The following is a 22,376-nucleotide window of genomic DNA, read 5'->3' as shown; positions in this document are numbered from 1 at the left end:
GTTCGACGCGTCCTCCGGTGCGGGGACGGTCTCGGTTCGCGTGCCGTCGGCGCTGAAGAAGTGCGTTTCGCCGGTGCGCAGGTTCTCGATGAGGAACTGACGGAGGGGGTCCGTGCTCGCCCCGGTCTCGTCGCCCGTCCAGCCGACGGTGAGGTGCTCTCCGACCTGTGCCCTGTCCGCCCACGCGAACATGAACTCCCCGTTGATGTTGTTGTGGGTGATGTGGGTGACGTGGACCGGCTGTCCCGCCAGCTCCGGGGGGACCTCGTGCAGGTACACCTCGTGCGAGACCAGTTCGTCCTGGGGCCCGAACGTGGTCTCCAGGCCCGTGGCCTCGTGCACCACCGGGCGCAGTCCGCCCGGCGGGGCGGGAAGCACCGTGAACCCGTTCACGGAGCGCCCCGCCGTGTCCTCGACGGGCCCGGCCGCCTCCAGCGCCCGCCGCGCGTCCGCCCACAGCGCCTCGTGGGCCGTGGCCCGCAGCTCGGTGAGCGACTCGAGGTCCGACAGGCCGAGCCCGGAACGCAGCAGGAAGTCCGTGGCATCGCGTGAGATCAGCGGTGTCAGCCTCAAAGCCCTCTCACCGCGCGGGCCGGTCTGCCGCGCCTTGGGCAGCGACTCGTCGAAGATCCGGGCCAGCACGGGGTCGAACTCCGGCCCGACGGTGCCCAAATGGTTCTGCGGCTTCACCCGAGGCGCCCGCTCCGCGAACAGCGCCTCGTTCAGCCGGCCCAGCCAGGTGCGCCGCTGCGCCTCACGGTTGTGGTTCACCGACTCCAGAGCCCCGTCCGTACCGAAGCGGAACGTGTCGCCGGTCACCCGGTCGGTGAGGACGTACGCGTCCGAGGCCGCCTCCAGGCCGTGGGACGTCACGGCCCACGGGTCGTCGGCCACCAGTTCCGCGACCCAGCCTCTGGGCGCCTCCTCGGAGACCGGGGCCCGGCGCCTGCGGATCAGCGCACCCGCCAGGTGAGCGGGCAGGCCCTCGCCCGTCAGCGACACCTCGACGTCCCGGGGTGTGCCGTTCCCGTCGAAACGCCATCCCAGCTCGTCCTCGGGAGTGCTGAGCCACACCTCGGTCAGCACGCCCGACGTGTCGCGGACTTCTGTCAGCTCGTACCGGTCGGCCCCTACGACGGACAGTTCGGGGCCGTCCTCACCGGCGGCGAACCGCAGGAAGTCCTCCGTCTCCGCCACCCGCACGTCCAGAGCCTGCGGCGCCCGGTCCGCATCGAACTGCCAGCGCCGCTCATCCGCCGCGTCGGACACGGTGTATCCGCCGTCCGTCCGCGAAGCCACCGTCCAACCCGGTACCCGCCTGTGCTCGCTGTCATGGACCTCCGGGAGAGCCGGCATGCCCAGAGCCTCGTACTGGGCGGCCACCCGCGGAGGCAGTGCCACCAGCCGGAACTCCGGAGCCATGGACAGCCCCTCGGGAATGACATGCGTACCCGGCCGCCATCGCGCCCGCTGTCTGCGGCCGGCTTCCGCCGATGCCTCCTCCGTGGCGTCCTCGGTCGACTCCGTGTGCTGCTCGTGCTCCTCGTTCTCCTCCTGCTCCCCGGACTCCGTGTGCTCCTCGTACTCCCCGGACTCCTCGTACTCCCCGGACTCCGTGTGCTCCTCGTACTCCCCGGACTCCTCGTACTCCCCGGACTCCGTGTGCTCCCCGGACTCCGTGTGCTCCTCGTGCTCCTCGTGCTCCTCGTGCTCCGTGTGCTCCTCGTACACGGTCGGCAGCACCTCGTCGTCGGAGGCGGCCTCCTCGTCGTGCACTGTCTGCTCGTCGGTCGGCTGCGCCACCTGCGGGTCGGGAGTCACTGCCTCCGAGGAGCGCGACACCCCGAGCGGATCGAAGTGGTGGACGCGGCCGCTGCGCGCGTCCGTCACGGTGAAGCCGGCGTCCAGGCGCTCCTGTGACGAGGGCGTGGGCTGCTCCAGCCAGACGTCGAAGAGGGCGCCCAGGGGGCCCTGCAGCGTGCGCTTCTCGACGACCCCGTCCGTGCCCGGCAGGAGGTCGGTGCGCATGCTCAATCCGGACAGCCCGCCGATCTCGTCGCCGCGCAGCGGGACGTCCAGCGCGCGCACCTGCGCGTTGGCGTCGAGGTGCCACACCAGCACCGCCCCGTCGGGCCCGTCCGCCACGGGCATCCGCACCGTGAGGCCGCCGTCGGCGGCAGCAGCGGCCTTGATCGCCGGTCCGGGCATGTCCGCCCGTGGCGCGCTCTCCGGGCCCGCCAGACGGACCCCGCCGTCAACCCCCACCGGGGTGTAGAACTTCAGCCGCCGGTCCATGCCCGGCAACGGCACCGTACGGAACTGGAACTGCCCGGCCGCCGAGAAGTGAAGCGTGCCCGGCCGAAGCCCGGCAACCGTGAAACCGCCTTCCTCACGCGGCGCCACGACCACGCCGGGCAGGGGTGCCCCCTCACGGTCCACCAGGGTCAGGCGCAGCGGATGCCGCAACTGGATCTTCACGCCGCCGAGTTCGAGAACCTGGTCGACGCCGGACAGACGCGTGCCCTCGACGGAGGTGTCCTCGGTGTGCTCGGCGATGGTGTCCAGCACCGGGCGGAAACCAGGACCTCGCCGGTCGCTCCTCGTGGCGGGCACGCTCGCGGGGGGCCGTGCGGTGAGCACGGGGGCGCCGAGCCGCTCGAACAGCGTCCGGGGCGCCGCGCCGTCCTGCTCCGGGACCACGACCCGCACGCCGCCGTCGTCCGTGGTCTCCAGCAGGGCGTGGTCGAACCGGTCGCCGACGAAGGTGACCGTTCTGCCGTTGTCATCGACACGCAGGGCGATTGAGGCCCGGTAGTCGAACTTCCAGTGAGTGCCGGGGAGTTCGGCGTCACTGCCCGGCGCAGCGACGATCTCCTCCAGACGGCGCCCGGTGTCGGCGTCGACCACGATCCGCTCCTGCGGTGTCGCGTCGGCTCTCGTGGATACCAGGGCGATCCTCTCGCCGCCCAGGTCCTCCACCCGGTGCAGCGTCGACGGCCTGCCCGCCTCGTCCAGCAGTACCGGCTCCCCGCCCGGCCGGAGCATGTCGAACCGCAGATACGCCTGCTCGTCCTCGACCGGCTGGTCCTTGGCGATGACCCTGCCGTCCGGAAGGTAGTGCAACCAGCGGCCGCTGTCCTTCTCCAGGACGCTGAACGCCGCCTGCCGGCCCTCCCGCAGGTCACGAGGCGCCTCGCGGACCGTGAACCCGTCCACCGCCGAGGGGTCGCCGAGGAGCCGGAACCGCGGGGTGATCCGGCCGTCCTCCTGCCGGACGTGCTCGACGGCCACCTTCAGCCCGCGCAGCACCCTGGACCCGAAGCCCGGAGCGGCCTCGTGGTACACGACCTCGTGCCGCTCGCCGGTGAACCGGGTGGTCAGGCTCGTGGGCAGGTGCACGACCTCATGGCCGCCGTCCACTTCCGTGATCACGAAGTCCCGGTCCGCGCGCTTGCGCCGCCGCGCGCCCAGATGGTCGGTCAGGGCCCGACGCGCGTCGTCCACCGGGTCGTATGCCGCGACCCCCGGACCACGTACCAACTCGTCGGGGAAGAGCCCCTCCGGCGTGACGTGATCACGAAACTCCTGCTCGGTCAGGGGGGCGAGGTGACGGTAGCGCTCCCAGTTGTCGTGGTCGTACGCGAAGCCCAGCTCGCGCAGCGGCCGGTACGCCGGGTCACGGGCCAGCACGTCGGAGCCCTGGAGAATCTCGTGCAGTGAGTGGGCGCCGGCCTGCAGCATGGTGCCCACCAGTCCGAGCCGGAAGTACTGCAGGTCGAGGCCCGCGTTCCAGACACGGTTGGCCGCCTCGGCATACCGCAGCATCAGCCAGGTCGTGCGGGAGGCTCCGCCCATCACGAGTCCGCCGGTGGACTGGGCTGTCGCGTGCGGCCCCCGCTCGAACGTCTTCGCGTCGAACGGCACCTCCTGCTCGTCCTCGCCCTTCGGCAGGAAGGTCGAGCCGTACTCCTGCTCAGCGCCCTTCCACTCGCGCCCGTCATCCGTCCAAGCCCGTTCCCGCTCACTCAGCGGAACGACGTCCGGATAGGTGACATGACGAGGCTCGGGAACGAAGGGGTCGGAACGCTGCCACAGCCGCTTGAAGTCCAGCTCCGACGGATACTTGTCCAGGTCGATCACGGGGTCCAGATGTGCCGCTGGGCCCAGGTGCTTGTGCAGGACACGGTTCTTCAGAGCAGCTCTCAAGAACGCTGCCTGCTCGCGGATGTTCCCGTCGTAGGCCACGGCCTGTAGGTCGACCAAGTCCGTTCCGACGCCGCCCAGGAACGACGGCCTGACAGAACTGAACTTGACCCGCTCAGCGGCGGGGATCCGCTCCCAGGCGATACGGGCGAACTTGGCGATCTGGTCCTGCACCCTGGGTTGCTGCACCAGGTAGGCGCCCAGCCTGCGTTCGAAGCGGTCGGCCTCCCGCTGGTAGGCCAGCCGCTCCAGGTCGGCCCGGCTCGCGGGAGCGTGCGCGGAAGCCTCCTCGAAGGCAGGTGCGCCGGGGGGCTCGGAGTGCAGCCAGGCGACACCGCCGCTCCTCGTGCCGGGCCGCTCGAACAGGACCTGCGGTTCCCTGCCGTCGCCGGCCCCCGGCCGGACCACCCGAAGCCTGCCGTCGCCGGCGACCTCGATCAGACCGCGATCACGCTGATCGAGGTGCCCGAGCCGACCGCTCGCGGGCTCGCCGTCGTCGCCCAGGCGCACCGCCGTTCCGGCCTGGAAGTCGAGCTTCCAGTGCTGGTAGCCGAGGAGTTCGGCGCGCTCGCGCGGCACCCCGACCGTCTCCTCCAGCACCCGCCGGCTCACGGTGTCGACCAGGAGCCGAGCCTCCTCCCGCCCCGCGCCGTCCGTGCGGATCACCGCGATCCGGCCGCCGCCCAGAACCTCCGTCCCCAGCCGGAGGTCAGCCAACGGACCCCGCGGACCCACGAGTTGCGGCTCCCGGTTCTCGCCGAGCCTCAGGATCAGCGATTCCCGGCTGTCCAGCACACGCTCACCGGCAGGCCCCAGGCCCAGCGGCATGTCCTGCGCCACAAGACGGGCGGCGCGGCTGAAGTGATACCGCATGTCCGTCCGGGAGTCGGTAACGGTGAACTCGGCCTCCGGGGCACCCTCCATGTCGTCGGGCACCGGTCCGAGGCTGAAACGCTCCAGAGCTGCCTCGGAGCCGCCCAGGGTCAAGTCCGGCAGCACGTCGGCGTGCTCCACGTCGAGCCACAGATCGCGGAGCGCCGCATCCTCGCCGCCCAGCAGCGGCAGCATCTCCGAGCGCAGTATGCCGGTACGGGAGAATTCGTACCGCGCCTTCGCCCCGTGCTCCGCGCCGGGCGCCTCGACATCGACGGTCAGGCCGTAGAACCGCGAGACGTGCACCGGCAGGTCGATCCGCTCGCCGGTGTGCTGGTCCACGAGACGCAGCGCCTCAGGCTCCCCCAGGGGCGCTTCGACCCTCACCAGTCGGTTGCCGTCCGGAAGCCCGAGACCGAAGACGAACGCATTGGGCCCGACCTGCAGTGATATGTCGTACGACAGGATGTCGCCCAGCGGTTGGCGTTCGAACAGGAGGGTGGAGCCAGGCCCACCCAGCAACTTGAGGCCGCCGTCCCGGTCGGTGACCACCGAAGCCCTCGAGGAGCCGTCCTTGGCCACGGGACGCCCCGCCTCATCCAGGCGCACCGCCGAGGAAGCCACGTGGTCGATCTCCCAGAAACCGGTGACCACTCCTCGCTTGCCGCGGATCGCGACGGTCTCCTTCAGCAGCTCGCCGGTGCCACCGTCGACTTCCAGGTGCTCGATCGAGCCGACCGGTGCGTCGAGACGCACCACTCTCACCCGGCCGCCGTCCAGCGGACTCGCGCTCCAGTACCGCGACACCATACGGTCCGCGTCCAGCACTACGGGGGCTTCGTCCGGGCGCATCGCGTCGTACAGAAGACGCCCTACCCCACCGCGCATCAGGACCTGACGCCTCACCATGACAGCGGTGGCGTCGACCGTGAAGCTGTGGCCGTACGCGTTGTCGACGATCTCGAGCCAGTCCCTCCCCGGCCCGATCCCCTGCGCCGGGCGTTCGGCATGGAACCGCGCGTTCACCCCTGCTCGGCGCCTACCCGCCAGGTCGCGCTGCAGCGCCTCCCGTCCGTCCTCCTCCCACGCCCGGTGGACGACGACCTTCAGGGCGGCCGTCTCCGGCGGCGCGTCCACCAGCCGGTACTCGCGAGACGTCCACTCGAGCCCACCGTCGACCAGGGTGAAGGTGCTACGCAGCCCGGTCGCGTCATGCACCGCGGCGATGCCGCCATCCTCCACCGAGGCGAGGCTGAAACCGTCGACGTGCGCCCCCTCCGACCGCTCGGACGCGTCGAGCCACTTCCGTGTCGCGCCGGTCGCGTCCCGGAGCAGCCTGTCGTAGGCGGCGTTCCTCTGCTCGACGGCCCTGGCGTAGTCACCGGAATCCACGTCGGTCCCGGCCGACCGCGCCCTGGCATCCACCACCCGTTGCTCGATACGCGCCAGGTCCGGCGTATCCCCGGCACCGTGCACGCCCTCGGCGTCCGAGGAGTCCTCGGTGTGCTCCACGATGGTGTCCGGCACCGGGCGGAAACCAGAACCTTCCGCAGATATCTCAATGGGTGCCTGCGAGACTCCATGCGATGGCGAGCCGTCCGGGGCGGCCACCGGGACCTCGACTCCGCTCACCGTCCCCGAGGGCTCCGCGGCCTCGGTAGTGCGGACCTCCGGGACGGGGTGGCGGAGGCCGGATGTGTCCTCCACGAGAATGTCCCCTTCGCGGGGAGTGGAGGTGTCCGTACGGCCGAGCGGTGAGCCGTCCAGGAGATAACGCACCGACAAGCCATGACGGTCAGTGATGACGTATGCCGCCCCGTCCACGTCGACTGTCACGTGACCCTTCGCGTCGACGGTCTCGGCGTTGCTGACGGTGCGGCCGTCGATGACCTCCTCGGGACCGACCAGCTCGTGCGTCGTCACCAGGTTGTCGTAGTCCTCGCGGATGCCGACCTTCAGGCCCGCGGGCTGGCCCGCGGGGACGCTCTCCTGGTACACGCGATCGCCGTCGGCGTCGTACTCGAACCGCAGACCGGTGGGTTCGTGGACGACCACGTGGCCGTCGGCGTCGCCCGGCGTGACGGTGAACTCGCCGATAAGGGAACCGCTGTCCGGGCTGCCCGAGCCGAGGTACGCGCCCAGGGCCTCCTGGGCGTCGTCGAGCATGTTCTGGTAGGCGTCGGCCCGGACGGTCGCCAGGTCGGCGTCCATCATGTCCGCGGGCAATCCGAACTGCCGGAACCTTGCCGCGGTCTCCTCGGTGAGCCGGAGGACGTCGGCGAGGTTCTGCGGGCGGGACTCCTGCCCCTCGTCGAAGCCGGCCGCGCGGTGGATGACCTCCATGGGACCGACGGCGGGGTCCATGCCCACGCTCGGGACGTCGGCCGAGGGACCTGTCCGATCGAGGGCCTGGTTCGCCTGTCTGGCTTTGTCGACGAAGCGTCTGAAACTCTGCGCCAGGTTCGGATCGTAATCCGCGACCCAGCTCGGGTCGGTCATCATCTGCCACGGCTCGATCACGAACTGGTGCTGGGCGGGCCGTCCGCCGACGACGTTTCCGTGATCGGTCCCCTCCTGCGCGGGCGATGCGGAGGAAGCCGTTTCGGTGTCGCCGCCCCCCTCGTGCAGGGGACTCGACGAAGGGGGCGTGTGCGTCGGGGCGTCGTCCTCGAAGCGTGCCTCGGAGCTTCGCGGGCTTTGCGTCCCGGACACAGGCTGCTGCGACGTGTTCGGCGACATGGCGTGCTCGTCGGCCTGTTCAGGCGCGTGCCGCTCGGCTGGGACGTCGGCCGAGAGGCCGGGCCGCGCCACGGTCCCCACGGGGAAGGGCCACGCCTGGCTGCTGCGCCGGGCAACGGTCTCCCGGCCCGTCTCGGGATCGACGTAGACGTCCTTGTAGCCGGAACGGATCCAGTTCCAGCGCCGCGTACCGGACAGCAGCTCGGCGCCGTCGGCGTCGAAACGGGTCCAGGTCCAGGTGCCGTCGGCGCCCTGCTGGGCGCGGACCGCGCCGCCGTCCGCCGTCGGTTGGTAGGTGCGCACGGCGAGGAGGTTCATCCGCGGCAGCCGGCTGGTGCGGGTGTCGTGGAAGGTCCGCGTCCTGGCGTCCCAGGTGCGCTTGCCGTGGGCGATCTGCTCCCCGGCCGGGTCGAACTCGGTCCAGCGAAGCTTGCCGGCGTCGTCCCGGTCGACCTGCAGGACGTGACCGTCGCCCAGCGGTTCCCGCTCGAAGAGGACGACCTCGGGCTGGTCCTGGGCGGTCAGGCGCAGCGCACCGGTGGGAGACGTGCCGACCGTCGCGAAGGCGTGCGGGCCGGCCACCTCGGTACCGGTCGCGTCGATGCGGGACGCCGTGCCGGTCGTGTGATCGATCCGCCAGTGCTCGCCGGTCGGGACGCCTGCCCGCCGGCGGATGGAGACGGTCGTCTCCTGAAGAGTGCCGTGCGCGTGGTAGACCCTGTGCTCCAGCGGCAGGCTGCCCGGCACCTCCCGCCTCAGAGCGAGACGACCGGCCCCGAGCAGGCGGGCACTGACGGTGTCGTCCCGGTGACCCGCGGCATCGACGAACACCGGCACGGTCATCTCGGCCGGTCCCACCTTGAAGTGCAGTGATCCGGTCTGGTCGGAGAGCCGGACCAACCGGCCGTTGTAGACGCCCTCCGCAGTGAAGTACCACGTCGTACCTGTCCCGTCGGCGATGCCGAAGGTGGCGTCCACACCCTCGGGCAGCTCCGTGGTCAGGGTGAACCGGTCGGCGATCCGGGAAGCGTCGGCGAAATCGACGGTACCGCCGGTGAACCCGACCTTGGTTCCCTCCAGTTCGGCGGGGATGTCGCGGGCCACACTGCCGAGGAAGACGTCGTGGTACGCCTCCGTCGCACTGCCGTCGAAGCCCCAGCGCAACCCCGTGGGGATGTGCGTGACCTGGAAGATGCCCTGGCCCGGCACCTCGCGCGGAGTGGGGGTGACGGCGTAGTCACCGATCGTCACGATACGTGCGGACGGCCTCGCGCTTCCCTCGGTGACGACCGTGATCCGCTCCGCCTGGGGCAGTTGCCGGTACGTCGCCAGGGCACTCTTCGCCCCACCGTCCAGTGCCCTCCGGCCCCGGGCCATCGCGTCCACGACATTCGAGTGGAACAGGTTCCGGGAAATGCCCGCCCGCTCCAGCCTCTCGCCCAGCTCTGGCGCGATCTCCTCGACCCGCCCCACCGGGAGGCTGTCCGAGTTCTTGTCCGGGAAGTACGTGTCGAAGTCCGCTTCCATCCAGTCCACGAGCTCACTGGCACCCGACGTATCGGGCCCCTCACCCGGCCGGACCCCGTCGACCACGTCCAGTGCCTCGGCGAGGACCGCGTTGAACACCTCGGCCCGGTCAACCGGGTCGAACTCCGGCAGGGGGTGGTCCCGCACGACGGGGCCGGAGTCGATGGTGCCCTCGATGATCTCCAGGTAGCGCTTGGGCAGACCGGTGTCCGGGGCTGTGGCGTGGCTGGCCATGATGCCGGTGTCGGTGGACTTCCCGGGGGTGTTGCGGAACACGAACTCCGGGTCGAAGTAGGTGTCCGGCAAGCCGACGAAGTGCGCCAGCTCGTGCAGGCCCAGCAGGTCGTTGCGCTGCTGCACCCGTTGCCGCTCCGCCGGGTCCAGGGCCTGGTTCTCGGACTGCAGCCGGAAGTGCAACTGGTCCCACCGCCCCGGGTCGGGCGACATGCTCAGCTCGGTGGCCTCCCGGTTGTCGGAGACGGGAGTCAATTGCAGGCCGACGTGCAACTGGTCGCCCGATCGCGGCAGTTGCAGACCGGTGTTGAAGTAGCCGTCCAGCGCCGCACGCCAGCGCCGCTCGAACTCCGGCAGCATCTGGGGCGTGAAGCCCTCGCCGAGGCGCACCGGCAGATGCAGCGTCACATCGCGTACCCAGCGCAGGTCTTCGGCCTGGATCCGCCGGATGGTCGCGCGGATCCTGGTCTTGTTCCCGGGCAGCCAGCCGTCCGCGAGCGGCTTTCCGCGCATCGGGTCGAACCGCTCGGTCCGCAGCTGAGCGCCCGGCGCCTCGGACCGCCGGTGCTGCCACTGCTCCGGCAGCACCGGATCCGCCGCCGGCCACGCCATCTCCTGCGGCGTCCGGGCGAACTCGCCCGGTGCGGTCCCCCGTTCGGGCGGGGCCTGCGAGGGCTGGTGCGTTTCGGCCCCGCCGGTCTCCGTCGTTTCGGCCCCGCCCGTCTCCGTCGTTTCGGGCGCCGATTCCTCCTCAACCGTCGTGAGCCTGAGCGGCTGGGTCGGCTCCGTCCACTCGGTCAGGTCCGCGTCGGCCGGAAGCATGAAGTACAGGCCGTCGGGGACGGTGACCCGCAGCTGTCCGTGGCCGCCGGTCAGGACCAGGCCGAGCTTGGCCTTGTAATAGAGATACGGCTGTCTCGACCGCTCCCGGTTGGTCTCCTCGACGTCCTCCGCCTCGCCCGAGGTCTCCTGGCTGCGGTCCCACCCGTAGGTGAACGGCATACGGCCGATGAACCGGGGGCCCTCCTCCCAGTCCCGACCGGTCTCCGGACCGGCCCCGACGGACCACCCGGAGGACTGCTTGACGGGGTCCTTCTCCGACTCGTGGGCCTGGGTGTAGTGACGGGCCTTGAAGGTGGCGGGGTCCGCCGGGCCGATGCGCGTGACGCCCGTCACGTCGATGCCGACGATGACGACGCGATCGCCGACCGGCACCTCGTACTGGTGCTTCAGGAGCTTCTCGAGCCCCGCGCGCAGCATGTTCTCGCCCGTGTAGTGGGCGTACGCCACGCCGGCCGTGATCTGCGGCCCGGGGATGTTCCAGGTCTCCGGGGCCACCGCCTCCAGGTTCTCGCGCTGCACCCGCGAGGGGGCCGCGGCCAGCGCCGCCCACTTGTGCACCGCCGCGTGCGCGGGCATCGCCCACGGGTGGCCGTCGTTCAGCAGCCGCTCCAGCAGGGGCGCGGGCGTCGCGGCGACGGACGGCTGCGGCCGGCGGACGGCCTGCTCCCACACCGGGTCGGTGCCGTGGGCACGGGCCGGCGCGGGCGGCAGTTCGCCAGGGGTGACCAGGTGGCCCGGGACGAGGAGACGCACCTCGCCGCGTACGGTGCCGGCGTCGGTGTTCTCCGGCTCGGGGAAGCGCTTGACGAACGTCTCGTGGGCCTGCCACCAGTCCGCCGCCGCCTGGCGGTACCCGGTCCAGCCGGCCACCTTCAGCGCGCTGCCGCGCACCAGGCCGAGAGGAGCGCGAAGCACGTCGGGCAGCTCGAAGGCGAGCCCCATCCGGACGTGGAAGGTCATCTCGTGGCCGAACTCGACGGAGCCCTCCCGGGTCTGCGCCCGGTAGATCTCCATCTCCTTCTCGGACTCCTCGTGGCCGGTCTCGGTCTCCCGGTGGTAGCCGACCTCGATCTCCGGGCCGATATGGGTGTTTTCGCCGAACAGGGCGCGCCCCACGAAGGCGGTCTCCCATCCGAAGGACGTCGCCGTGGATGTGCCCGTGTTCCGCACCGCCTGGTTGCGCAGCGTCAGCCGCACGTCGGGCCGGTCGAGCTGCTCCCGCGGCGGCCCCACCTCAGCGGTGACCTGCATCCACAGGTAGCGGGCGCCGAAGGCGGAGGGCACGGCGAGCCATCGCGACACGCCGCCGCCCGTCAGCACCGAGTACTGGCTGAGCAGGGCCTCGGAAGAGAAGGACCTCTCCAGTTCGCGCAGCAGCAGGTTCGGCCGGTGCCCGTCGCCGCGGTCCTTCACCAGGCCCTGCTCGGCGAGCCACCCCTTCATCAGGTCCAGCACACCGTCGGCGCGCAGCACTTCGGCGTGGCTCACTCCCGGCAGCAGTGTGCGGTCCACGTAGCCTGTCGGCTCGTGCGGCGCCACGGCCACCTCCCGCGGCACGGGGAGACGCAGATCCGGGATCCGCCGCTCGGGTACGAGGAACTCCAGTCCGTCCGTGACCCGGACGACCTGGGTCGTGCTGGTCATGCCGCGGCCGAAGCCGCTCAGCCGGTCGAGCAGGCCAGGGCTCCTCCAGCGGAAGACGGTGAGCTCGAACACCGGGTCCGCGCGGTAGGTGTGCGAGGTACCGCCGTAGGTGGCACGGGTGATGCCCACCGGGCCCGCGCTCGTGCTCTCCCCGCTGCTGCGGCCCCACTCCCAGCCCACCTTCTGGATGGCCGTGAGCCTGGCATGCTTCCAGTTCGCCTTTTCGTGACCGGCCTCGGACTGCGGACCGACACCGGCGTCCAGGTCGAGCGAGCCTTCGCTCCCGCTGCCGCTCTCGTGCTGCGCCGGTTTCCTCTTTTCGGGACCGACCTCGAACCGCAGACCGACACCGGCGTCCAGGCCGATCGAGCGGTCCTTCCCGCTGCCGCTCTCGTGCTGCGCCTGTCCCTGCGAGTACTGCTCGATCTCCACCTCCTCGCCCCGCTCGGCGTGGGCGGTGAGGTGCCTGGGCTCGGTGACCACCATCCGGACGCGCAGCATGTGGTGCCATCCGCCCTTGGTGGTGGGCAGGTCGGCCAGCAGGCCACTCGGTCCGACCAGTTCCGCGAAGTGGGCCGCCAGTTCGGTGGACGCGAAGGTCCGGTTCAGCTCGGCGGGCCAGTTCCCCCAGTCCTCCAGCCAACTGTCGGGGAGCCTGTCGGCCTGCTGGAACAGCCGTGCCGCGGTCAGCGGCAGGTCACGGGGGGTGAGGAAGACGGGGAAGACGCCGGCGACGCCGCCGCGGCGGAAGTCGGTCTCCGTCCGGGGCAGTTCGGCCAGCGGGCGCACCTCGCCGGCCGCGCGGACGTCGTCGACGGTGAGCGGCTGCGCCGGGACATGCTGGTGCGGCACGACGATCCGGGCCACCACGTCCCCGGGCCGGTCGATCCACCACCGGTGCGGCGAGTGGCCGGACGCGCGCACCGACAACTCGTAGACGAGGTTGTAGACATGCTCGTCGACGGAGCCGACCGTCTCCGTGCGTCGGTACGACTTTGCGGCACCCGAGAACTCGTTGGTCCGGCTGCGCCCACCGCCGACCGACACGCCCACGTTGCCCACCTGCAGGCGGAGCTTCTTCCTGAGTTTCACGCCCAGCCGCCCGCCGACCTGGAGGTCGCCGCCCCAGGAGGTCTCCCGGCTGCCGGTCACCGCGGCGCTCTCCAGCGCCCGCGCGTTGACGATCATCGGGTAGGCGTCCACGTCGGTCCGGCCGGAGACCCGCTCCAGCAGGCGCGCACCGACCGACACCGTGTAACTCCGGCCGCTCACGGTGATCCGGTGCGTCACGCCCGCCAGCAGCCGCGGCAGGTCGCCCTCCAGCGCCGGGCGGTCGAACCAGGTGACCAGGTCGTCCTGCGCCTTCGACCAGTCGGGCGTCCGGCCGCCCCTGAGCTGCCGGTGCAGTGTGGCCAGCACGGTGCGGATCTGGGGGAGCACCAGCTCCGCGCCGGGCAGGGCGATGCCCATGCCGAAGCCCTGACCGAGCCGGGAGGCCAGCGCGAGGGGCTCGCGCGGGTGGGGCGCAGGCAGTGGGGCGTCCAGCCGCGCCGGCCTCAGGTACGCGGACTCCGGCAGTCCCACCCCGTGGTCCGCGGCCAGAGTCAGCAACCGCGCGACGTTCGGCTGCGCGTCGACGGGACCCTCCAGGGCCGGCGTCTCCTGCCGCAGCGGCGGCGCGTCCTCGCCCAGCAGCCGCTTCTCGAAGTCGGCCGCCTCCCGGCCGGGGACGCCGATCTCCGCGTCGACGACGTGCTCCACGGGGGCGATGCGGTGGGTCTCCGAGAGCACCTCCACCGTCACGCGCAGTCCCGCCCGGTAGCGGGCCTGCTCGCTGGTGGCGTTGAGCACGGTGTGGCTCATCGCCACCTCGGCCAGACCATGCCCGGCGTTGCGGCTGCGGTCGTACGTCAGAGCAGCGGAGGGCAGGAACTGGACCGTGCCCTTGGTTCCGCCGCCGCTGGCCACGCCGAGCGACAGCCGCCCCTTGTCCATCCGAGAACGGGCGGCGGTGATGCCGACGCCGGAGTCCTCACGCACCGCGATCTCGGGGGTGTCGCCCAGGTACTGCAGGTCGTGGATCCGCGCCTGGATGGCGAAGCGGCCACGGAACCGGCCCCAGCCCACGCGGACGTCCACGCGGTTCGTCAGCACGCCGTTGCCGAGCAGGTACCGGCTGCGGTTGCGGGCCGACTTCTCGTTGAGGCGGGACAGCACCGTCTCCGCGACCTCCCGCACCGCCTCGGCGGACCACCCCGCGGAGCGCAGGCGCCGTTGCAGTTCGGCCGCCACCGGCACCAGGTCGACGGCGTTGATCACCTCGCGGGCGTGGTGCGGGCGCGACACACCGGCGCCCTGCTGGACAGGCTCGTCCACCGTCTGGAGGCGTGGCCCGCCCGGCCGGGTGAAGTCCGACGGCAGATCCACCGTCACCTCGGACGGAACGACCAACTGCTCGTCCCTGGAAACGTAAGGGCGCCGTTCGCCGTCCACGAAGACGCGCAGGTGCACTCCGCCGGCCAGGAACCGGAGCGTGTCCCGCACGAAGACCTTGCGGCCCGCCACCACACTGCGTTCGAGTTCCGTGGCCTGCCCGCGGCTCCACTGGCCTCCGACCAGCGGGATCACGGGCAGCAGGGAGCCGGCGCCCTTGGCGATCGACAGGATCGTCAGCGGGACGAGGGCGGCGCCGTGCGGCCGGTCGGTCCCGCTCTTGGTGGTGGACGACTGCCCGGCGAAGGACACCTGGTACTCGCGCACCGCCGCGTCCGCCTGAGGATCCGCCGGGGCGGGAGCGAGCTGTTTCAGCACCGGCCGCACCCACACCACCTGGTCGCCGGCCACCAGCATCACGCCGCGCTGCAGCGCCCTGTCCCAGACGGCGGCGGGGGTGGCGGCGTGCTCTTCGTCGCCGTGGGCCTGCGGCGCTCCCGTCAGCAGCCCGTGGACCGCGTCGTAAATGCCCTCGATCAGCTCGGTACTGTCCCCCGGCCGCGTCACCTCGTACGCGACCCGATCCGCCCACTGCCGTGCCACGCCCTCGTCGAGCGGGCGGGCGTCGTGAACGGTCACCTCTCCCAGAGCACCGTGCTCCACGTACCACGGCAACTCGGCTTGCTCGTCTCCCGACGAGGACCCGACCACTGGCTCGGACACGGAGGCGTTCTGAGGGGGAGGTACTTGCTCGGGGGTGCGGGTCTCCTCGGCGCGGATCTGCTCGGCACGGATCTGCTCGGCACGGCGCTCCTCCGCAACACGGAGCTCCTCAGCGACACGGAGCTCCTCAGCAAGGATCTCAGCGCGGATCTGCTCGGCACGGCGCTCCTCCGCAACACGGAGCTCCTCAGCAACGCGGAGCTCCTCAGCAAGGATCTCAGCGCGGATCTGCTCGGCACGGCGCTCCTCCGCAACACGAAGCTCCTCAGCGACACGGAGCTCCTCAGCAAGGATCTCAGCGCGGATCTGCTCGGCACGGCGCTCCTCCGCAACACGGAGCTCCTCAGCAACGCGGAGCTCCTCAGCAAGGATCTCAGCGCGGATCTGCTCGGCACGGCGCTCCTCCGCGACACGAAGCTCCTCAGCGACACGGAGCTCCTCAGCGCGGATCTCAGCGCGGATCTGCTCGGCACGGCGCTCCTCCGCGACACGAAGCTCCTCAGCGACGCGGAGCTCCTCAGCGGTGTGCGTCTGCTCCGGGTCACGGATGACCTCGGGACCTGTCCCGTCCCCGGTCGGCTGCGCTGTCTCCCGTAGGGGTGACTCCGCGAAGAGGCTTGCCAGGGTCGGCCTCGGGTGGCTGGTCGGGTGGCTGATGGTGATGACCGCGCGGCGAAGGGCGGCCGGGCCGCCGGCGGTACTCGTGCCGGCCGGATACTCGCGGCCGCGTGAGGTGACGACGACGTTGAAGCGGGTGTGCAGCTCCGGGGGCGCTCCTGCTGCCTCAAGGTGGTGGCGCAGGCTCTTGGTGAAGGCGTCGGCCACCGCCTCCGCTCGTTCCTGGCCCCGTCGGATGGCCCGGCCGTAGTGGGGCCGCCCGAGCATGGTGCCGTTGCCGTGACCGCTGATCGACACGACGGTCCCGGACCGTTCCTGGTCGGCGGCCGTCACAGCCTCCTGGGCCGTGCTCTCTGCGAGTGCGTCGATGGCCCGCCAGGCGTCCGCGGACAGCCGGCTCGATCCTCCGTCGAAGAGGATGTGCCGGGTGACCGGCTCCGGAGCACGCACCTGCCGTGCCGCGTGGTCGAAGTAGTACTCCGTCGAGGTACGCGGATCGGTCACCCGGAATCCACCGGGCAGCCGCCCGGCCGCCTCGCCCCGCAGCACCTCGGCGTGCAACGGGGTCCCGGCACCGCCCTGCGGCACCACCCGTACCGCTTGCAGATCGCCGTCCGGCCCGAAGCCGAACCTCACTCGCTGACCGTCGAGCGGGTTGCCCCGGTACGCGACCAACGGCCGTTCCATCGACTCCAGCACCCGGTCGGCGCCGTAACGCCAGGTCACCGGGCCGCCGCCCGCCAGGCCCTCCACGTGTACCAGCAGCCCGCCGTCCTCTGTCGGCTCGACCCGGACGTCGGTATCGGCCCCCTCCCCGGCGGACACCACGGACAGCAACTGTCCCGACTCGGCATCGACCCGGATGACGAGATCGGTGCCGGGCAGCATGATGTCCTCGTACTCGGCGACGAGCTCCAGCGGCGTCGACGAGCTCGAGATGCTGATGGCACCGCCCCGCAGCCCAGACCGGGACACGTCGACGCCCCGTTCCCCGGCCAAGGTCTTGGCCACCGCGACGGCCCGCTCGTGCCGGTCCGGCGCGCCCGTGCGCTCATGCAGCTCCTGGGCCACCCGCATCGTCGCCCAGTACTGCTCCGGATCCCGCTCCAGCAGCGAATCGCCACCCTCGGCCACCGTCAGGTCGAACGGGTTGTGCTCCGCCGTGATCCGCGCCGCCTCACCCCACAGGACCCCGGCCGTACGCTCGTCCAGCTTGCCGAACGTCACCGCGAACCGCCGGAGCTCCGCCGACGGCGGCGCCAGCTCCCGGACCTCGACCTTCTCGTAGTCGCCTTCGCCTTTCCTGTGGCTCTCCAGCGACGTCGGCCCGGCCCCGTCCAGCACGACCACTGCATCCGGTGAGACCTTCGAAAGCACATGCACGCCGGACTCACCGCTCCCCAGCGGATTGGTTACCGACTCCTCCTGGATCGGGGGTAGCACGGCAGGCCCGGTCTGCTTCACCGGCTCGTCCAGGGCCATGTCGGCCGGGAGCATGAAGTACAGGCCGTCGGGGACGGCTACCCGGAGCTGTCCGCGGCGGCTGGTCAGGACGAGGCCGAGGGCGGCCTTGTAGTAGACGAACGGCTGGTTCGGCCGCTCCCGGTTGGTCTCGTCGACGTCCTCCGCCTCGCCCGCGAGTTCCTGGCTGCGCTCCCACGCGTAGGAGTAGGGGTCGCGGTTGACGAACTTGGGACCGCTGTCGGTCTCCTGACCGGCATCCGGGCCGACCCCGATGAACCACTGGGAGGACTGGCTGACCGGGGCCTTCTCCGACTCGTGGGCCTGGGTGTAATGGCGGGCCTTGAAAGTGACGGGGTTCGCCGGGCCGATGCGCATGACGCTGGTCACGTCGATACCGACGGTGACACTGCGCTTGCCGACCGGCACCTCGTACTTGTGCTGCAGCAGCTTCCCGAAGCTCGCCCGCAGCATGTTCTCGCCCGTGTAGTGGGCGTACGCCACACCGGCCGCGATGTGCGGCCCGGGCACGTTCCAGGTCTCCGGGGCCGCGGCCTCCAGGTTCTCGCGCTGCACCCGGGACGGGGCAGCGGCCAGCGCCGCCCACTTGTGCACCGCGGCGGCCGCGGGCAGCGCCCACGGGTGGCCGTCCGTCAGCAGCCGCTCCAGCAGGGTCGGGGGCGTCGCGCTGGCGGACGGCTGCTGCCGGTCGCCGGCCGGCTCCCACACCGGGTCGGTGCCGAGGGAGCGGGCCGGAGCGTGCGGCAGCTCGCCGGGGGTGACCAGGTGGCGCGGGACCAGGAGGCGCACATGGCCGGGGACGGTGCCGGCGTCGGCGTTCTCCGACCCCGGCTCCGGGAAGTGCTTGACGAACGCCTCGTGGGCCTGCCACCAGGTCGCCGCATCCTGGCGGTGCCCGGTCCAGCCGGCCACCGCCAGCGCGGTGCCGCGCACCGCGCCCAGGGGGGCGCGGAGCACGTCGGGCAGATCGCGGGCGAGGCCCATCCGGACGCGGAACGTCAGCTCGTAGCCGAACTCGACGGAGCCCTCCCGGGTCTGCGCCCGGTAGATCTCCATCTTCTTCTCGGACTTCTCGTGGCCGCGCTCGGTCTGCCGGTTGTAGCCCGCCTCGAACTCCGGCCCGTAGTGGATCTTCTTTTCGTTCTCCTCTTCGGGCTTCTTCTCCTGGCCGCCCTCGATCTGCGGGCTGGATCCCGTCTCGGTGTCCGGCCCGTGGTGGAACTCCGTGCCGAATCGGTTACGGCTCTCGACGGAGGCCTGCCATCCGGAGGACTTCGTCCCGGACTCACCGGTCGACTGCATCACCTGGTTGCGCAGCGTCAGCTTCACCTCGGGCCGGTCGAGCTGCTCCATCGGCCGTCCCGCCTCCGCGGTGACCCGCACCCACAGGTAGCGGGCGCCGAAGGCGGAGGGCACGGCGAGCCACCGTGACACGCCGCCGCCCGTCAGCACCGAGTACTGGCTGAGCAGGGCTTCGGAGGAGAAAGACCGCTCCAGTTCGCGCAACAGCTGGTTCGGTTGGCGCTCGTTGCCGTGGTCCTTCACCAGGCCCTGCTCGGTGAGCCACCCCTTCATCAGCTCCAGCACACCATCGGCGTCCACGGCCTCGGCGTGGCTCGCCCCCGGCAGCAGCGCGGGGTCCACGTGGCCAGTCGGCGCGTGCGGCGGCGCCATCTGAACGTCCGGCGGCAGCGGGAGGCCCAGATCCGGGATCCGCCGCTCGGGAACGAGGAACTCCAGTCCGTCCGCGACCCGGACGACCTGCGTCCTGCGGATCAGGTTCTGGGGAACACCGATCAGCCGGTCGACCAAGGGGCGGCCCCTCCACCGGTGGACGGTGAGCTCGAACACAGGGTCCGCGCGGTAGGTGTGGGAGACACCGCCGTAGGTGGCACGGGTGATGCCCACCGGCCCCACGCTCGTGCTCTTCTCGCTACTGCGGCCCCACTCCCAGCGCGCCTTGCCGATGGCTGAGAGCTGGGGGGGCGTCGAGTGCGTCTTCTTCTCGTCCTTGTTCTCGTCCTTGTTCTCGTCCTTGTGCTCGTCACCGACCGTGAACCGCATACCGGCGCTGGCGCTCAGTCCGCTCGAGCGCTCCTTCGAGCTGCCGCTCTTGTGCTGCGCCTGACCCTGCGAGTACTGCTCGATCTCCACCTCCTCGCCCCTGGCGGCGTGGGCGGTGAGGTGCCTGGGCTCGGTGACCACCATCCGGACCCGCAGCATGTGGTGCCATCCGTCGGCGTCGGGCAGGTCGACCACAAGGCCGCTCGGTCCGGCCAGCTCCGCGAAGTGGGCCGCCAGGTCCGTGGACGAGAAGGTCCGGCTCAGCTCGGCGGGCCAGTTCCCCCAGTCCTCCAGCCAGCTGTCGGGAAGGCCGGCGGCCTGCTGGTACAGCTGTGCCGCGGTGAGCGGCAGTTCGCGGGGTGCGAGGAAGGCCGGGAAGACGCCGGCGACGCCGCCGCGGCGGAAGCCGGTCGCCGTCTCCGGCAACCCTTCCAGGGGGATCACCCGGCCGGCCGCGCCAATGGCCTCCGCGGTGGGCGGCTGCGCCGCGACGTGCTGGTGCGGAACGACGACGCGGGCCACCACGTCGCCGGGCCGGTCGATCCACCACCGGTGCGGCGTATGGCCGGAGGAGCGCACCGACAGCTCGTAGACGACGTTGTAGACGTGCTCGTCGACGGAACCGACCGTCTCCGTGCGCCGGTACGACTTGGCCGCGCCGGAGAACTCGCTGCTCCGGCCCCGCCCGCCGCCGACGGACACGCCGGCGTTGCCCAGTTGCAGGCGCCGCTTCTTGTCGAGCTTCACGTTCAGGCGGGCGCCGAGCTGGAAGCTGACGCCCCAGGAGGTCTCCCGGGTGCCGGACGCCGCGGCGCTCTCCAGGGCCCGCGCGTTGACGACCATCGGGTAGGCGTCCACGTCGGTCAGGCCGTGCACCCGCTCCAGCAGACGCGCCGCCACCGAAACGGCGTACGTACGGCCGCCCAGGGTGATCCCGTGCGACACACCCGCCAGCAGGCGCGGCAGGTCGCCCTCCAGCGCCGGGCGGTCGAACCACGCCATCAGTTCGGAGTCGGCCTTCGACCAGTCGGCCTTCCGGCCTCCCGACCTCTGCCGGTGCAGTGTGGCCAGCACGGTGCGGATCTGCTGGAGCACCAGCTCCGCGCCAGGCAGGGCGATTCCCATGCCGAAGCCCTGACCGAGCCGGGACGCCAGCGCCAGGGGCTCGCGCGGATGCGGCTGCGGCAGGGGGGCGTCCAGGCGCGGGGGCCTGTGGTAGGCGGACTGCGGCAGTTCCACCCCGTGCTCCGCGGCCAGAGCCAGCAACCGCGCGACGTTCGGCTGCGCGTCGACGGGGCCCTCAAAGGAGGGTGCCTCCTGCCGCAGCGGCGGCGCGTCCTCGCCCAGCAGCCGCTTCTCGAAGTCCGCCGCCTCCCGGCCCGGGACGCCGATCTCCGCGTCGACGACGTGCTCCACGGGGGCGAGGTGGTGGGTGTCCGACCGCACCTCGATCGTCACCCGCAGCCCTGCCCGGTACCGGGCCTGCTCGCTGGTGGCGTTCAGCACGGTGTGACTCATCGCCACTTCGGTAAGGCCGTGCCCGGCGCTCCGGCCGCGGTCGTACGCCAGCGAGGCGGAGGGCATGAACTGGACCTTGCCGGCTTTTCCGCCGGTGCTGGCCACCCCGAGCGACAGGCGCCCCTTGTCCGCCCGCGAACGGGCGGCGGTGATGCCGATACCGGAGTCCTCACGCACCGCGATGCCGGGCGTGTCGCCCAGGTACTGGAGATCGTGAATGTGGGCCCGGATGGCGAAGTGGCCGCGGAACCGCTTCCGGCCCGCGGGGACGCTCACCCGGTTCGTCAGCACGCCGTTGCCGAGCAGGTGCCTGCTGCGGTTGCGGGCCGACTTCTCGTTGAGGCGGGACATGACCGTCTCGACGACCTTCCGCACCGATTCGGCGGGCAGCCCCTCGGAGCGCAGGCGTCGCTGCAGCTCTGCCGCCACCGGCACGAGGTCGATGGCGTTGATCACCTCGCGGGCGTGGTGCGGGCGCAACACGTCGGCGCCCTGCTGGGTGGGCTCATCCACCGTCGTCAGGCGCGGGCCGCCCGGTTGGGCGAAGTCCGACGGCAGGTCCACCGTCACCTTGGCCGGAACGACCAACTGCTCGTCCCCGGTTATGTAGGGGCGCCGCTCGCCGTCCACGAAGACGTGCACGTGCACGCTGCCCGCCTGGAACCGGAGGGTGTCCTTCACGAAGACCTTGCGGCCCGCCACCACGTTGCGTTCCAGTTCCGTGGACTGCTTAGTGCCCCACTCGGCTCCGATCAGCGGGATCACGGGCAGCAGGGTGCCGGCGCCCGCGGCGATCGACATGATCGTCAGCGGGACGATGTCGATGCCGTGCGGCCGTTCGACAGCGGTCTTGGAGGTGGACGACAGCCCGGCGAAGGACACCTTGTACTCACGCGGCGCCGAAGCCTCCTGGGGCTCCGGCGGGGCGGGCGTGAGTTCCTTGAGCACCGGCCGCAGCCACACCAAACGGCCGTCGGCCACCAGCAGCAGGCCCTGCTGCAGCGCCTTGTCCCACACGGCGGCGGGCCCGGCGGAGGCGTGCTCGTCCTCCCCGCGGTGCTCTTCCGTCCCCGGCGCGGGCGCGCCCACCAGCAGCCCGCGGAGCGCGTCGTAAATGCCCTTGATCAGCGCGGTACTGTCCCCCGGCCGCGTCACCTCGTACGCGACCCGATCCGCCCACTGCCGTGCCACGTCCTCGCCGAACGTCTCCGCGTCGTGAACGGTCACCTCTCCCAGAGCACCGTGCTCCACGTACCACGGCAGCTCGGCTTGCTCGTCTCCCGACGAGGACCCGACCACTGGCTCGAGCACGGGGGTGTTCTGAGCGGGAGGTACTTGCTCGGGGGTGTGGGTCTCCTCGGCGCGGATCTGCTCGGTGCGGATCTGCTCGGCGCGGAGCTCCTCAGCGACGCGGCGCTCCTCAGCAAGGATCTCAGCGCGGATCTGCTCGGCGCGACGCTCCTCCGCGACACGGA

At 71.4% G+C, this 22,376-nt stretch carries 1 protein-coding gene (cut by a window edge); it reads right to left on the bottom strand.

Going from position 1 to position 22,376, the window contains the following annotated elements:
- On the bottom strand, positions 1–22,212 hold the 5' portion of the coding sequence (locus tag ACIBVL_RS15785; protein WP_399097709.1) for a hypothetical protein. The gene continues 5,271 nt to the left of window position 1, outside the view; 22,212 of the gene's 27,483 nt are visible here — the first part of the coding sequence; its start codon is at positions 22,210–22,212; its stop codon lies off the left edge, out of view.
- Positions 22,213–22,376: the final 164 nt, after the last annotated feature.

Origin of the sequence: Streptomyces sp. NPDC049687 (genome assembly GCF_044465285.1) — a bacterium.
Lineage (GTDB): Bacteria > Actinomycetota > Actinomycetes > Streptomycetales > Streptomycetaceae > Streptomyces.
Note: the sequence above shows the minus strand (reverse complement) of the source record. Positions and strands in the feature narration are given on the sequence as shown.